At 45.0% G+C, this 15597-nt stretch carries 16 protein-coding genes; all 16 read left to right on the top strand.

Translation table 11 applies throughout. The annotated features are described in order from the left end of the window. The first annotated feature begins 9 nt into the window (after positions 1-9). Positions 10-1317, top strand: coding sequence for a phage major capsid protein (locus tag AC787_RS27615; RefSeq protein ID WP_054028129.1), 1308 nt, complete (start codon positions 10-12; stop codon positions 1315-1317). A gap of 22 nt (positions 1318-1339) precedes the next feature. Beyond that, positions 1340-1606 (top strand): hypothetical protein, encoded by a 267-nt coding sequence (locus AC787_RS27620; RefSeq protein ID WP_054028130.1) that lies wholly within the window; start codon positions 1340-1342, stop codon positions 1604-1606. Positions 1607-1610: 4 nt separating this feature from the next. After that, positions 1611-1925: a phage head closure protein gene (locus AC787_RS27625; protein WP_054028131.1), complete on the top strand. Its 315-nt coding sequence runs from the start codon at positions 1611-1613 to the stop codon at positions 1923-1925. Position 1926: 1 nt separating this feature from the next. Further along, on the top strand, positions 1927-2367 hold the full coding sequence (locus AC787_RS27630) for a hypothetical protein (protein ID WP_054028132.1): 441 nt from the start codon (positions 1927-1929) through the stop codon (positions 2365-2367). After that, a complete protein-coding gene (locus AC787_RS27635; protein ID WP_054028133.1) occupies positions 2364-2744 on the top strand; it encodes a hypothetical protein in 381 nt (126 codons plus the stop codon). Before AC787_RS27630 ends, AC787_RS27635 begins: the two co-directional genes overlap by 4 nt. Further along, positions 2745-3626 carry an Ig-like domain-containing protein gene (locus tag AC787_RS34225; RefSeq protein ID WP_063847682.1) on the top strand — a complete coding sequence of 294 codons (882 nt, stop codon included), beginning with the start codon at positions 2745-2747 and terminating at the stop codon, positions 3624-3626. A gap of 57 nt (positions 3627-3683) precedes the next feature. Continuing rightward, positions 3684-4046 (top strand): hypothetical protein, encoded by a 363-nt coding sequence (locus tag AC787_RS27645; RefSeq protein ID WP_054028134.1) that lies wholly within the window; start codon positions 3684-3686, stop codon positions 4044-4046. A gap of 20 nt (positions 4047-4066) precedes the next feature. Further along, positions 4067-4351: a hypothetical protein gene (locus AC787_RS27650; protein ID WP_054028135.1), complete on the top strand. Its 285-nt coding sequence runs from the start codon at positions 4067-4069 to the stop codon at positions 4349-4351. Between the two features lie 264 nt (positions 4352-4615). After that, positions 4616-7009: a phage tail tape measure protein gene (locus AC787_RS35460; RefSeq protein WP_414731009.1), complete on the top strand. Its 2394-nt coding sequence runs from the start codon at positions 4616-4618 to the stop codon at positions 7007-7009. Beyond that, positions 6996-7832 (top strand): phage tail domain-containing protein, encoded by an 837-nt coding sequence (locus AC787_RS27660; RefSeq protein ID WP_054028137.1) that lies wholly within the window; start codon positions 6996-6998, stop codon positions 7830-7832. The genes AC787_RS35460 and AC787_RS27660 overlap by 14 nt, the downstream gene beginning before the upstream one ends. A 9-nt stretch (positions 7833-7841) precedes the next feature. Then, positions 7842-11384 (top strand): hypothetical protein, encoded by a 3543-nt coding sequence (locus AC787_RS27665; RefSeq protein WP_054028138.1) that lies wholly within the window; start codon positions 7842-7844, stop codon positions 11382-11384. A gap of 3 nt (positions 11385-11387) precedes the next feature. Beyond that, on the top strand, positions 11388-11606 hold the full coding sequence (locus tag AC787_RS27670; protein WP_054028139.1) for a hypothetical protein: 219 nt from the start codon (positions 11388-11390) through the stop codon (positions 11604-11606). Then, on the top strand, positions 11606-11734 hold the full coding sequence (locus tag AC787_RS35125; RefSeq protein ID WP_268760209.1) for a hypothetical protein: 129 nt from the start codon (positions 11606-11608) through the stop codon (positions 11732-11734). Before AC787_RS27670 ends, AC787_RS35125 begins: the two co-directional genes overlap by 1 nt. After that, on the top strand, positions 11731-14388 hold the full coding sequence (locus AC787_RS27675; RefSeq protein ID WP_054028140.1) for a prophage endopeptidase tail family protein: 2658 nt from the start codon (positions 11731-11733) through the stop codon (positions 14386-14388). The genes AC787_RS35125 and AC787_RS27675 overlap by 4 nt, the downstream gene beginning before the upstream one ends. Before the next feature lie 265 nt (positions 14389-14653). Further along, positions 14654-15142: a phage holin family protein gene (locus tag AC787_RS27685; protein WP_054028142.1), complete on the top strand. Its 489-nt coding sequence runs from the start codon at positions 14654-14656 to the stop codon at positions 15140-15142. Further along, on the top strand, positions 15135-15597 hold a 463-nt coding region (locus tag AC787_RS27690), incomplete at its 3' end, for an N-acetylmuramoyl-L-alanine amidase family protein (RefSeq protein ID WP_235561138.1). The genes AC787_RS27685 and AC787_RS27690, both read left to right, overlap by 8 nt.

Here is a 15597-nt window from a genome sequence, read left to right on the forward strand (position 1 = left end):
TGAACGATTATGAATAAAAAGAAACTTCTAGCATTACTTGCAAAGAAAGAGGCACGTAAGGCTGAACTAGGAACAAAAGCCTCCGCTGCAACAACGGTTGAAGAGTTACGGAGCATTAATGCAGAGCTGGAACTGTTAAATGGCGAAATTTTGGAGTTCCGCAGCATCACAGACGGTATGTCCGATGACGAGGAACCAATTGCAGGTGGTTCGGGAGAACAAAGAGGAACACAGCCTCCGACTCCTGGTCAGTCTGCTGTTCCGCCAGTTGCCATTGCTTCTTTTGGACTTGGTGGTCATCAGCAACAACGTGGAATTGATCCGGTTGATGTATTTGACACATTGGAGTATCGAAACGCATTCAAAATTTATGCGACGACTGGCGAAAAAACGCCTGAGCTTCTGAAGCACAAAGCTCCAGATATTCGGGCGAATGCAATGAGCACAACCACGGATGTTGCGGCAGTAATTCCAACAACTATCCTTAATGAAGTAATTCAAAAGCTGTCTGTTTATGGTCAGATCTTCAAACGAATCCGTCAGATGAACATACCTGGCGGCGTTGAAGTCCCAATTCTTTCACTTAAGCCAGTTGCAACATGGATTGGCGAGACAACACCTTCTGACAAGCAAAAGACGGAAGCCAAGACAAAGGTCAGTTTCTTATATTACGGATTGGAGTGCAAAGTTTCCATTTCACTTTTGGCTGGTACGGTTACGTTGGCTGGATTTGAATCGACCATCACTAAATTAATTGTGGAAGCAATGGTTAAAGCCATCGATTTGGCAGTTATAAGGGGTACAGGAACAGGCTCTCCACTCGGCATCGTCAACGATTCGAGGATTCCAGCAGCGCAGGTTGTTACCATGACAGCATTGGAGATCTCTGCTTACGATTCGTGGTCTGAGAAAGTGTTTGCTACTTTGCCATTGGCATATCAAGCGGAAGCTGTATTCATCATGGCATCGGGTACATTTGAAGGCAAGATTAATGGCATGGTTGATGCTAGTGGTCAACCGATCAGCCGAGTGAACTTCGGAATTACTGGTGGATCGCAAAAGTTGTTTGGTGGTCGAGAAGTCATCTTGGTAGAAAATGATGTAATTCCACCATTTAATAGTGCAGCAACTGGTGATGTGATTGGTATTTATTGCAATCTTAATAACTATGGATTTAACTCTAATTTGCAAATGCAAATGTTCCGTTGGTTTGACCACGATACAAACGAATGGGTAGATAAAGCGATTCTTATCGCTGATGGCAAGCTCCTTGACCCTAACGGTATTGTTTTAATCAAGAAAGCGGCAACAACCTAAAACACGCCGGATGGTGAAGATAATGACAAATGAAAGGTTGCTCACGGAATGCAAAATCGGACTGAACATTCCGATTAGCAGTAGTGCCTTTGACGGAGTGCTTAATCAAAAGCTATTAACTGTAAAAGGCTATATGCAAGGAGCGGGCGTTTCTGTTGATGCATTTGAAAGCGATCTAGCTGTTGGTGTAATCGCAATGGGTGTGTGCGACCTGTGGAATGTGCAGGGAGGGGAGACGAAGTTCTCCCCTGTTTTTCATACGCTACTAACTCAGCTGGCCGTGAGGTGATGACATGACGCAACGTTTTGACAGAGTTGTTTACTTGATCCGCACTACGACAACAGAGAATGCAATAGGCGATCCCATTAAAACGGTATCGAGAAGAGAAACATTTGCAGAAGAAAATAGCGTACGACAATCGGAACATTATCAAGCTGCTGCTAACGGTTTGAAATTGGAGCTCACGTTCGTTGTTTGGACGGCAGAGTACCAAGATGAACCCCAGCTTGAATATGAGGGGACAGTTTACGTTATTAGCAGGACGTTTAAACGTAAGGACGAGAGGACAGAACTTGTCTGCTCTGGCCTTGTGAACGAGGTGGTTTAATATGGCGATGCCACGTACTGTACGCGTCACCCGAAACGGAGTCGAATGGATTTCCAATATCGACCGTACGTTATACACGATAAAGCAACTTGAAATGGCGGGATTGCGCGAGGTGGGCAAGATCGTTAGAAAGTTGGTTATGCAACAAGCCAAAAAGCAAGTCGGTATGAAGCGATCTAAGCGGATAATGCGTTCCTTTCAATACTGGGCCAGAAAGCGTGAGCGGGATTTGGTCCTGGGAATCAAGCATAACACTTGGTATGGAGCAGAGCAGGAGCTAGGCACTCGCGGACAGCGTAAGAAGGCTATACTCATGGACGCTGTATTAAATAATGTTGATGATATCCGGCGAGTAATGGGGATTTACATTGCATCTATTGAGGATCTTAACAGGGCAGAGGGATTGATTCAGGATGACGGTAGCTGGGTGGGGGACGAATGAGCAAGATTGTTGAGCTTCGAAAAACGATTGTTGCTTTGCTTAAGAAAAAGCATCCAAAAATATATTACGAGATTGCGCCAGCAGAAGAACCATATCCAATCGTTGTCTATGATCTTCCTAACGCGTTCGGAAGTGACGAATCAACTGAGATTTTCGTCCTTCATGTTGATGCTTGGGATGCTCCAGATGATGGCGACACGTTGCCGCTTGAAATGCTTATCGACGAATTGAATGCTGCTTTAAATAAACAAGTCATCCGCACTAACGGGATGGCTTTTTCTTTTCATCGGGATACACGGCTGCCGCTTACAGATCCCGATAAGCGCTTGCGAGGCAGGCGGCTTATATATCAAGTTCGTACATTTGGAGGGGATTAGATGCCACAACATTCAGGCTTTACACCACAAACGGGAGATCGTTTGGTTTTAGACGCGGGAGCATTTTACAAAAACTATGATTTAAACACAAACACAGGAACGCTCTTAGGTGCAACACGAGGAGGTGGAGAATTTAAGGCAGTTCCATCTATGAGAGCAATCGAAGTCGATGGAGTCAAGGGGCGAGCCAAAGGGTTGAACGCGATTGATTCATGGGACGTCACGATAATGGCCAACATGCTGGAGATTACACCACAAATGCTGGCGTCAGCTCTAGCGACTGGATCAGTAGATTCAGCGACCAATAATATGTATGACATAATCACTGCTAGCAATACCATTTCAATTGCAAACTACCTGGATAACATCACTTGGGTTGGACGCTTAAGCGGCAGTAATAACCCCGTAATCATTCAGATTTTTAACGCGCTGAACACAGAGGGTGTCACGTTGAAAACCGAGGATAAAGGAGAGAGCGTATTACCTGTAACATTCGCAGCTCACTATGATGCCTTTGATTTGGATATGGTGCCATTTAAGATTTATTATCCTAAACTGTCAGGGGATACTACACCGCCAACGGTTACAGTTGTTCCAGCTGATGCTGCAACAGCTATTGCAGTAAGTGCTAGCGTGGTTTGGACGTTTAACGAGGCAATCAATCCTACGCTTGTTAATCCATCTAACTTCCTTCTTATCAAAGCGGACGGTACAAACGTACCAGGCGCATTGACAATCAATGCAGCTAAGACGGTGGTCACACTAAAACCAACCACCAATATGACAGCGGCTTCGGATCATATCGCGATTGCATCATCAAATATCAAGGATCTGAATGGCAACTCACTTGTGCAGAAGACAAGCAAATTCAGAACGGCTTAAAAAATAAACGGAGAGGGCAGCAATGCCCTCTTTCGTCATTTCATGGAGGGTTAACTTATGGAACCAATCAAACTAAGAAAGCTGCAGCTGAAAGATATTTTTCCGATGTCCCGCATTATCAAGAAGATTGGCATTAAAGAAATTATGAAGCAGGCAGCTGCGGCACTTGAAGAAAATAAAGAAGCAGCAAGCAAACGGACAACTGAAGCTAAGCAAATGCAAGCGGGAGTGGAGATGCTTGCAGTGGTGCTGGAGAATATTCATCTTGCAGAGAAGGAAGTGACAGACTTTCTGGCTAGTCTAGCTGGTATGGAATCAGAGAAATTTGCTGAGCTCGATATTGAGCAACTCGCTAGTGTATTTGACCAATTTAAAGGTTTGCCTGGTCTTTCAAGTTTTTTGAAGCAAGCAAGTCAATAGATGAGGTTGAGGTTATTGACTTGTTGCTCAAACGATACGGCCAGATCGATTATGTGCTGCAGATGGACGTTGAAGCGGGCATCGAGCAAATCAACAAGGTATATGAGATGGAATCCAAACAGCAAAGTTGGGAGATGTACCTGACCAGATATGCAAATATGACACAAGAAAACTATGTCTCTTTTGATGACTTCTATAAGCCCAAACAAACAGTGTCGCCTCCGCAATCAAAGAAAACCAAGCAAGAGATCCTTGATGATGCCGAGTCTATTCTTGCAGCTTTTCGCGGGAAGGAGGCTGTTTAAACCATGGAAATATTCCGCTTATTCGGTACGATTTTGGTTGAAAGCAATGCAGGCGAAGCACTTGATGATGTCGAGGAAAATGGAGAAAGAGCGCAAGATAGGCTTGCAGAGGTTGCGAGCGCAGCCGGTGCGCTTGTTTTGTCTCTGGCAGCTGTTGGAGCAGCAGCGGTGCTTGCCTTAGGTGTTAAGTCCGTACAGGTAGCTGACGAGTTTCGGATAGCGATGAATGGACTAGCTAGTGAAACAGGATTGACTGCGGATGAAATGAAAGAGTATGAGGAAATAACCAAACGGATCTACAACCGTAACCTTGGTGAGAATTTTGAAGATATCGCTAAGTCGATGGCGAAGGTTAAGCAATTAACGGGTCAATCGGGTGCGGAGCTAGAAGCTTTCACAGCGAATGCTTTAATGTTGCGGGATACCTTCGAGTTTGAGGTAGAAGGATCTGTACAATCGGTTAACATACTTATGCAAAAGTTTGGGATAACCGCAGACCAAGCCTACACACTTATTGCTCAAGGGGCACAGCAGGGAGCCAATGCAAACGGTGATTTGACTGAGGTGCTTGCAGAGTTTGCTCCTCACTTTGCAGCACTAGGATTCAGCGCAGAACAATTTACGGACATTCTGATTCAAGGAGCAAAAGACGGATCATTCCAAGTTGCGCTCGTCGGGGATGCCATTAAAGAGTTTACGATCTTAAGTAAGGATGCGTCAGATAGCACAAGTGAAGCATTTACCTCTTTAGGTCTGGATGCTCAAGGCATGATGAATGCTTTCGCTGGAGGCGGGGAGCAAGCGCAGATAGCCTTTCAACAAGTCATGTCCGGTTTATCTGGCTTGGAAGATCCGATTGCTCGAAATCAAATCGGTATTGCGCTGTTTGGTGGTAAGTTTGAGGATTTAGAAGCAGCGGGAATTATGGCTTTAGGYAATGTAAAGAGCTACACGGATTCTACTGCCAAAACGCTCGAAGACATTAATAAAATTAAATATGATTCATTCAGTCAAGCAATCAAGGGTATTGGYCGGATGTTTGAAACTGGCGTYATGATTCCAATTGGTGAAAAGATATTACCGAAGTTRAACGAATTTGCCGAGTGGTTTAAAGGTAAAATGCCACARATCGAGGCGGTTATTTTRGCCGCARCTGACGTCATTATAGGYGGTTTTAYYTTGTTTGCAAATGCAATTCAATGGRTYGTTGATAAAGCAAAYATYYTATTGCCKGTYYTAGGATTTGTTGCCGCTGCTTTACTCGCACAAATGGTCATAAACACCATTGTAATGATCTACAACAAATGGAAGYTGGCYACAACCGCGATGACTACCGCGCAATGGCTACTTAACCTTGCAATGACAGCTAATCCAATAGGACTKGTTGCGGCGGCCATAGGGCTGCTTATYGCGGCTGGTATCGCCTTRTATATGAACTGGGASAAGGTATCTGGATTCTTACTTGGGACATGGAATGCAATTAAAGAAGCAGCCGTAARTATTTGGAATGGCCTTACTGAATTCTTTAAAACGTGGGGTTCTACTCTGCTTATGACCTTAACGGGACCGATTGGTATGACCRTAGGCATGATTATCAAGTATTGGGACGAAATCAAAGCATTTACACTAAATGTGTGGAATGCGATTATGAGCTTTTTTACGAATGAWGTTCCAGCAGCATTYAATCAGTTCGTWAAYTTCTTTGCSGAGCTTCCTGGTAAGATCCTYGGCTWTCTYGAAGATTTGTTCWTRGTKAARATTCCKTATGCGGTTGGTTWTGTCATCGGSTATATGATTAMKGCAGTGTCCGAGGGCATACCRAAGGTCATYCAGTTTTTTGCRGAGCTRCCRGAGAARGTWTGGAYGTGGCTGCTTAAATTAATTACTGATGTCAATCAGTGGCGTAATGATATGATCGCTAGCGCTATTCAGATGGGARCGGARTTTGTAGMTAAGATTATAAGCTTTTTTRCRACACTGCCGGAKAAGGTTTGGACKTGGCTYGTKAATACGTTKAAYCGWATTGTGCAGTGGCATCAAAACGCMGCWASACAAGCGGCAGATGCGGGGAAAGCGATAATTGACGCGATTATCCAATTCRTWAGTCAACTACCKTCAGCCATTGCTTCATGGTTTATGGGTGTGATTACGRCAATTGTAGCYTTTGCYAAAAATGCTTATGAGGCRGCYAGCAATATYGGSAAAAATATCTTAAATGGGATTGTCGATTTTGTTAAAAGCATCCCMGCTAAGATCGAGGAGTTTGTTGGCGGYATTGTKGGMCGRGTMATGGAGATWGCCRGWAARGTSAAARAWGCRATTWCGGGTATYTTYAARAGCGGMARYGATGGGATACARGCAGGTGTTAARGCRTCRGGATCRAMGGCRACKATAACCATACCGGCWCATGCYGAYGGWACRARSTTTGCWCCAGGCGGYTTGTCRCTTGTTGGAGARAARGGGCCTGAACTTGTKAAYATGCCGCGAGGAAGTCAAGTATACAATGCGAACGATACGCAGGATATACTTAACGGCGGTGGTGGCGTTACGGTTATACACACTCATGTTTATATGGACAGCCGCGAAATATCAACAAGTGTGAGTCAACATCAAAACGAAGGTATTCGGACGAGGGGGAGAGCGCGTGGCAGTTTATAACGGCGGATTTACATTGCGTCCAGTAGATGATCCGCTTGATGTACGCACAGCCTTACAGCTTGGTATGCACATGACGCGTTCATCAAAGCGTCCGATCTTGTCCGGAACAGTGGATAGTACATCCGCTATCGCAGGCAAGCACGGCGCTTTTTATTTTGGAGCAAAGCTTGCTCCCCTACAATTCGGTTTGGACTGTGCAATGTTCATGTCGAATCCGATTGAGTTGCAGGCTGCAGCTGACCGCTTAGCTGAGTTTATACTCGACTCAAGTGGCTCGCCGCGACAGCTTGAGCTAGTTTTTGATATTAAGCCAGGTAAAAAATATTTGGTTTACTATTCGGGGTCGCTAGACATTGGCCGCGTGGTTGGTTTCGGTGAATTTGTTTTGCCTTTGATCGCATATGATCCATTTAGTTATCAAACGGATCTTTCAAACACGCTGACATGGGATAGCGAGGTACTCATGGTCAATGATTTGTTAACCTTCGATGATGGTTTTGATTTTATAATAGCTGGTACGCAGACGGTTGAGGTTGTGAATTATGGAGCGCTGGAGATATGGCCAACTATTAAAATCGTCGGTAGCTTCATCACGCTATATATTAAGCTTGGTGATCGTACCTTGGTTTACGGTGAGTCAGTCGCATCAGGGACAGTCACGATAGATAATGAGCGGATGCAGGCAAAGCTCGCCGCAACCAACAAGAACAATAAAGTTTCAGGGCGCTGGATCAAGCTCGCTCCTGGACGTAATAATGTAGAGATAGGTGGCACAGGGCTCAATTGCTCTGTGTCATTTGTTTTTGCAGCAAAGTATACGTGAGGTGATAATATGGCTGATTTAATACCGCCAGGCTCGACACTTAAAGCGGGCAAAAATGCGATTAATGCAAAAATAGCAGTTCTCGAAGCTGAGGGAGCTTCACAGCAGAAACAAATCAATGCTGAAGAGCAGGCGAGGATCGCGGCGGACGTAGCACATGCAGGAGCAGCGGTAGCGCATACAGCCGAGCAAATACAGTATGGTGCTGGGCAGAGTGTCAAACAGAAATTCGACTCCCAGCAAGCGCAAATTGCAACTGAGGAGCAGGCTCGGATCGTGGCGGACGCATTACATGCAGGATCAGCTGTAGCGCATACATCCGAGCAGATACAGTATGCTGTGGGACAGAGTGTAAAGCAAAAACTTGATTTGCAGCAAGCACGAATAGATAACATCATCGGAGGCCCTGCATCGAGTCCTGCTGAGCCTGTAGATGCGCGACTTGGAGCAGATGGAACGGCTAGGCCTACGCTAGGTACATTAATTCGAGAGATACATGGTAAGCAGCTGGCTCAGAATGATCAATCCACGACGATCAAACAAGGTACAGGTGTTATCAATACGTCTCAAGCATCGACAGCTGAATTTACTATACAAGGACGAACGTTGGTCAACCTTCTAGGTCGCGATGGAAATTTCGAGAAAGATTCGAACGGCGATGGCGTAGCAGACGGGTGGGGTCTTGTTAGTGTTATTTCTCCTTCTCTGCAAAACGGAGCTGAAATTGGTTCTAAATTTCAACGTTTCATAGCGTCAGGCGGCGGCATAGCTACAGGTATCCAGCACGCCATTACGCTAAGTGCTGGCAAGTACTATGTCATAATCGGAAGGTCAAAGGTTATTAACGGAGGCGATCCAGATTTACAATCAAATATGCGGATTGCAAACGCAGCTAACGCCCAATTATCCTCTTCAACACTCGTAACGTCAGGCACATGGTCAACTATTTATATCAAAAGAATAGCAGATGGGACAGAAGCTAGTGTTCGATTGTGCGGAAGTGGCAATGCGGGGAATCGCACTTGTGATTTTGACGGCATCCGGATATATGAGGTTTCGGCAGAGGAATATGCAAAAATCGACGTAGATCCAGAATACACAGGGGAAAAGCTTGCAGCTAAGTTCCCGTATGTGGACAGCGTGCAGCATTTGGTTAACCCGGTTATTCGCAAGAAGGGTAAGAACCTAATGTCAACAAGGTTTGATGTCATACATGCAGAGGCTGTTATAACTGCTCCGTACAAATTAACACTAACAGCTAACGCTGCATGGAGAGAGATATATATCGATTATCCAGTAGTCCCAAATACTGCGTATATACTTTATGTTGTCAATAACGGCGTTATAGCGTTAAAAACGCTAGATGCAAATAAGGCTCAAATTTCAAGTGTGGGGTATTCGTCGGTACAGACGTTCACGAAAACGACTGAAGCAAATGCGGCGTATATCCGAGTTATGTTTAGTAACTCGACGGTGGGGACTTTTACCTTTTCGGATTGGCAACTAGAATTAGGTAACGTTGCAACCCAATTCGAGCCTCAAAACGACGATTACATGTATCTCCCTACTCTCCTGGCATCGAACGTAGATGGAAGCGTTAGGGACACGTACAACAGCGCATTAGGTACGGTGTCGCGAAGAATTAAAACGGGTGTGGTGCTGGATGGTTCGTTACTGTGGAATTTTCCATCAGGTGGGGATTATACAGGGTTTAAGCGAGTAAGAGTTTCTAACTGGAGTACGATATTTCCTATTTTTGGGTTTACAGGTGGCGGGGCTCAAACGAGTATAGGAAAAACCAATACTCAAAAGTTTAACGGACAGATACTGGTAAATGCAGATTACCCAGATTCTTGGATCTCATCCGATCGGTTTGGATGCGGATCAACTTATGATCTCTTGGATATTGCAATTGCGGATCCGGATAGCGGTTGGGGCGAAACGTACACACCGTCAACGCCAGAAATGCAAGCTTACTTCAACGGCTGGCAAATGAACAACGGAACGGTAGGCACTCCCTACGCATCGGGCACTAAGAAATGGACGCCTTTAGTTAGTCCGAAGGCTACGTTAGAGGGTAAGATTGCAGGGAGTGTGGTTGAGAATCCGCATATTGTAAAGTGGGGATTCAATAATACTTTGATCTCTCCTTCTGGCAGCTGGGGGGGGGAAGATAGTCAAGCGCAATATGATACCGCGAAAACATTAGATGGAGTAGTGAGAACTATGACCACAGCTACTATCGGTCAAATTTCACAAAGGTTGGAATCGAAAAATCTAATAGAACACGTTTTACATGAGCATGGTTCGTGGGTTTTTGGTGCGGCTTCTACCGTTGCTGAACGTGTGGCGTGGCTTAAAGATAATGTGTTGAAACTTGCGGGAAATTGGTTTGGAAACGCTAGCGGGTCAGCAGGCAATAAGGCATATTTAAACATTTGGAAAGCCAGTACGAACCTATGGCAAGTTCCGAAAACACATACTAGCGCAGCCATTACAGCGCTAAATTATCCACATAGTTTCGCTACAGCTACATTGGGGGATTTGATTGATGTAAACGGATTCGTCCATTTCATAGCCTATGCCGATGCAGCGGGGCCGATAGCGAACCCGACAACTGCACCGGTATTAAGCGCTTCTGGAACAGGCAGCGGGCTAGCGGCTGGTACGTATTATGTTCACTACGCTTTTCTTGCGGATGCTAATGGGGAAACGATTAGAAGCCCAGAAGCTAGTATCACAATTACGTCAGGTCAAAATATAAACGTTACTGTTCCCGCTATGCCTTTCGGTACGCGACAAACAAACATTTATATGGGTACAGCTACAGGAGTGACAAAACGGCAAAGCAACACGAAGACAACAGCATATATACAATCGACTGCATTAGACACAACGAGTGCCAACTCGCCTGTATCCAATACGTCCGTTGTATTATCTGCGGTTAATACGGACTATTTCGAGCTTGAAGTCGAGCTAAACGTCAGCGTGCTTCCTACAGCAAAGCCACTATCTTACACACCGTACACTTTGGATTACCAGTTTGCGGCGGCTGTAGAAGAAACGGTTGTTGCAGAGGGATCAATTGGGCTGCAATCGGGCGGGAACCAAGTCGAACTGATTGAGGGTGTTGTAATTCGGGAGTTGGCAACTCCGGGTTTATATAGTGGATATTATCGGATTTCAGATAATGTCAGTGCTCCGAGTGGTAATCTGGAAAACAAGAATGAAAAAATCATTGACATATACAAAAACGGAATTAAGGAAACAAGTAAATGGCAAATAGATACAATTTCACCTTACGGAAATCAACGAGCCATAATAAAAGAGTCTGATTACGATGTTACAGCTGAATACACAGTCACCTATCTTCCATTGGACAAGTTTAACAGAACAACGAACGCCATTGATATGACTGTACAGTATAAAAGCAATCCAAAAATGGTACAAGATCAGCTAGTTCAGAATATGGCGGATCTTGAGACACAGGGATCTATAAACGTGCGAGCGATTGCGGAGCTTTATAAAAGAGTGAAGGCTTTAGGAGGATAGAACATGAAACTAGAATCGTTGCGTGAGTGGTTAATAGCAAAAGGTATACCGGCAATGGAACTGGATGAAGTGTCCGAACCTCCTGTTATCCGTGACATAGGCGAGGCACTTACACTATCTTTGCAGAATGATGACATGATAGGGGCTGTGCTGGTTGAGATGATGTTGCAAATTGCTGAGCTACAAGCAGAGGTTTCAGCTTTGAAAGGAGGAAATGCCTAATGCTGACGTTTTATAAGTTTCGGGTAGACAATGGGATGCTCCAACTTTCTGAAGTGCCAAACCCTTATCAAAATCAAATGAGGTTGCAAGGTTATACGGACATCGAAGAGGCAGGCGAGGGAGAGTGACGGATAACATTATCGTTATTTATGACAAGCTTGAAACGGGCTTTAATCATTTCGGGCTTGCGGTCATTCGAAATACCATCGATCCTGGCCCGCGTATCTTTCAACGATTAAATGCTGAGTATACTTGTGACTTTTCCGTACCTTACACCGATGATGCCATCCCTTATCTAGAAGAGGAGAACATCGTTAAGGTATCCGGCCAATTGTTTATTATCCGAATGATTGAGGAGAGCAGAAACGCATCCGGCCAATTAATTGCAAAGGTATTTGCTGAGCATGTTTGTACGGAGCTCATAACCGAGTATATGCCGCTGCTTCAATACACGGGTGCTACAGCTTCCGCTATCGTAGATGGCATATTAGACAATACTCGATTTACTGGCAATACAATAGCTGTTACGTCTTTACATGACTTTACAGTAGAGCGTAAGAGTGCGGTGTGGGGATTAAACCATTTTATAGCACTGACTGATGCCGAAATGAAACGGGACAATTTTAATCTAACATTCAAGCCTCAGATCGGTGCAGACAATGGCGTGTGGATCAGCTACCGTAAAAACCTTAAGAGCATATCCCGTACAAAAGAGAGCCGAGGTGTCATTACTCGGCTTTTTGTGTTTGGAAAGGATGGGATTACGCTGCCGCATCCTATTGATAGTCCGCATATTGGCTTGTACCCGCGTCCCAAATGCGGAGAAGTTACATTTGATGATATTGAGGATTTACAAGTGCTGAAGACTAATGGCGAGGCTTACTTAGCTACCGTTGACACGTATTTGCTTTCATATGTTGCGGATGTAACAGAGCTTAAAGGTGTAAAGGGGTACGGTGATAGTGAAGCTTTTGAGCTTGGTGATACAGTCCATATCCACGAAGAGGATCTAAAAATAGAAGTGACGGCTCGCATTGTAGAATACGAGGAGTATCCTCTATCTCCTGAGCGTTCACGCGTAGTACTTGCTAATTTCCTTCCAAGTCTCACAGATACATTGACAAAGATGCAAGATACAGCAAGGGTTGTTGAGAGTGTGACAACTGGCGGTGGGCGTATTAGCACGGGCTGGATTGAAGGGAAGATAAACACTCTTAAAAATCAGCTTGTTGCTTCAGGCGCGTATGCGAGTGCTGAAGTGCTACCAAATGAAGGCTTTTTGCTGGAGAACACAGACATAAACAGTTCTGACTATGGTGCATTGTATCTTGGCCCTGGTATCTTTGCCATCGCATCCGAAAAGGTTGGCGGCAATTGGAACTGGCGAACGTTTGGCAAAGGATCAGGCTTTACGGCTGATGTTATTAATGCAGGCATACTAAATGCAAGTCTTATTCGGATTAATTCGGAAACCACTTTCGATCCTGGCTATGATCCAAGCACAAAAGAAACGCCGACAGGTGCACAACAGAAAGCAAATGCAGCAGCTAATGCCGCGCAGCAAGCAGCAGAAGCGGTTGCTACAGCTAAAGCCAAACTCGCTCAAGAAGAAGCAATTGCTCATGCTGATGGAATCGTAACGGAAGAAGAACAGGCTCGAATTAATCAAGCAGCAGAGAATCTTGAAACAGCTTTGACAAATGCGACCACAAAAGCAAATGCAGCGAAGCAAGCAGCCATTGAAGCGGCAGCAATTGACGCGCAGAATAAAGCGAACGCGGCACAGCAAGCAGCAGAGGCGGTTGCAGCAGCTAAAGCCCAGTTAGCACAAGAGGAAGCAATTGCTCATGCTGACGGAATCGTAACGGCAGAAGAACAGGCTCGTATTAATCAAGCAGCAGAGAACCTTGAAACAGCTTTGACGAATGCAACTACAAAAGCGAATGCAGCGAAACAAGCAGCCATTGAAGCCGCGGCACTTGACGCGCAGAATAAAGCGAACGCGGCACAGCAAGCAGCAGAGGCGGTTGCAGCAGCCAAAGCCCAACTTGCCCAAGAAGAGGCAATTGCTCATGCTGACGGCATCGTAACGGCGGAAGAACAGGCTCGTATAAATCAAGCTACACAGAATCTTACTGCTGCTAAAACAGATGCAACCACAAAAGCAAACGCAGCTGAGCAAGCCGCCAAAGATGCAAGCATTCTTAAGGGTGTTAAGTACAAAAGCGTATATATGGACGCTAACGGGTTTCACATCGATAACCAAACGGGCGAGGTTGTCCGAATGGGCGAGTGGGCATCAGGAAAGTTTGGTGTTGCTGGATATCATAATGATGGCAGCATTACAGCTCTTGGTCCTGATGGTCTAATACGTATTGTTGGAGGGAGTCCGAAGCCTTATAACTATTTAACAGCAGCGGGCTCGGGGGAGACAGGTGCAGGAAATTACTATGATGGCGGCGGTGGACGGTTTGATAGTGGAAATCCTGATAACATTGCAAACGTGACAATAGTGTTACCTTCTGATTTCAAAAATAAGGATTTTACAATCGCGTTATCTTTCAAGGGTGCAGATGGTTATAAATATGCATCAATGGACGGAGAGTCGTTTTGGGTTCCCTTTTGTGATGGGGGCACTTATTTAGATGTGGTGAACATTAATAAAGCAGATGGTACATTCACCGTAAAAGGACATCACTATTATTATGTAGTCGATCCCAGTACATCTGTTGGTTATCATAAATTTCACGCAATTCAATTTACGTATACGGTGGTGGCATGATGTTTGAAGTTTCATTACGCGGTGGGGACTCATCTTTTAATAGTAATTTCCGCAATGTGTTAATTCATATGCTTTCAGGCAGTTTGGAAGGATACATCTTCAATGAATTTGATCAATGTCTATTTCGGCTTGATGACGTCATTGCGTATGAGGATGAAAATGGGAATATGGTGAATGTGGGCACCGCTTAGACGGGGCCCATTTTATTACTCAGGAAAAAAATTAGTCTGATACAGAGAAGGATATTATGAGGAGATGAGCAGGCATGTATAAACAATGGTTGTCGGTAGAGATGACAGAAGGAAAAACAATTGCTACGGCTTTAGGTGCAGTATTGGCACCGTGGGTATCTTTGATTTATGGAGACGGACGAGTTATCCCAGTCGCTATTTTACTATTTGTTATTGCTTTAGATTGGATTACAGGTATTGCGGCTGCTCGTAAGGATAAGACATACTCATCTCAATATGGTATTAGGGAAGGACTGCCGCGAACACTATTTTTGTTGGCAATCCCCGCATTTGCTAATCTCCTGGACGCTTTGATGTCAATGCCAGGATTGTTTTTTTATGCCATTACACTAGGTATTGTCTATCATACATGGCAATCGTTGACGGCGAATGCTTATCGCGCTGGTTGGGGCAATTGGATTCCAAAAGCGGTCATGGCACATATAGAGTCCGAGCTTAAAGCTAAGGTTGATCGTGCAAGCAAGCGTGGTGCAGATAATGAAGGAGTGGACAAGCGTGGTTAATTATACGATTGACCATATTCCAAAAGGGACGGCTAAAAATCGCCGTCCTGCGCTGTTTATGACAGCTACAAGCATAACCATTCATAATACGGGCAATCCGAAGAGCTCAGCGGAAAATGAGAGAGCGTGGCTTACTAATCCGTCAAATAGCCGAACAGCATCCTATCATATTGTTGTGGACGAGAGAGAAGCTATCGAATGTTTGCCACTCAACGAAAATGCTTGGCACTCAGGAGACGGAGCTGGAAGCAAAAGCGGGAACCGAACTTCAATCGGCATCGAGATATGCGAGAGCGGCGACTATGCCAAGACTCTCGCCAATGCAGTGGAGTTAGTAGCAAGTATGCTTAATGCTCGCGGCTGGGGTGTGGATAAGCTGCGCCGTCACTATGATTGGAGCGGTAAGGTGTGCCCGCGTTTGATGCACAACAATGGTAGCTGGAGCGGATGGATTG

It is taken from the genome of Bacillus sp. FJAT-28004 (assembly GCF_001280845.1).
GTDB lineage: Bacteria > Bacillota > Bacilli > Paenibacillales > Paenibacillaceae > Pristimantibacillus.

Bases quoted from the DNA above. Each gene is read 5' to 3' on its own strand.
- AC787_RS27615 (WP_054028129.1), top strand. From the start codon at position 10: ATGAATAAAAAGAAACTTCTAGCATTACTTGCAAAGAAAGAGGCACGT.
- AC787_RS27620 (WP_054028130.1), top strand. From the start codon at position 1,340: ATGACAAATGAAAGGTTGCTCACGGAATGCAAAATCGGACTGAACATT.
- AC787_RS27625 (WP_054028131.1), top strand. From the start codon at position 1,611: ATGACGCAACGTTTTGACAGAGTTGTTTACTTGATCCGCACTACGACA.
- AC787_RS27630 (WP_054028132.1), top strand. From the start codon at position 1,927: ATGGCGATGCCACGTACTGTACGCGTCACCCGAAACGGAGTCGAATGG.
- AC787_RS27635 (WP_054028133.1), top strand. From the start codon at position 2,364: ATGAGCAAGATTGTTGAGCTTCGAAAAACGATTGTTGCTTTGCTTAAG.
- AC787_RS34225 (WP_063847682.1), top strand. From the start codon at position 2,745: ATGCCACAACATTCAGGCTTTACACCACAAACGGGAGATCGTTTGGTT.
- AC787_RS27645 (WP_054028134.1), top strand. From the start codon at position 3,684: ATGGAACCAATCAAACTAAGAAAGCTGCAGCTGAAAGATATTTTTCCG.
- AC787_RS27665 (WP_054028138.1), top strand. From the start codon at position 7,842: ATGGCTGATTTAATACCGCCAGGCTCGACACTTAAAGCGGGCAAAAAT.
- AC787_RS27670 (WP_054028139.1), top strand. From the start codon at position 11,388: ATGAAACTAGAATCGTTGCGTGAGTGGTTAATAGCAAAAGGTATACCG.
- AC787_RS35125 (WP_268760209.1), top strand. From the start codon at position 11,606: ATGCTGACGTTTTATAAGTTTCGGGTAGACAATGGGATGCTCCAACTT.
- AC787_RS27685 (WP_054028142.1), top strand. From the start codon at position 14,654: ATGTATAAACAATGGTTGTCGGTAGAGATGACAGAAGGAAAAACAATT.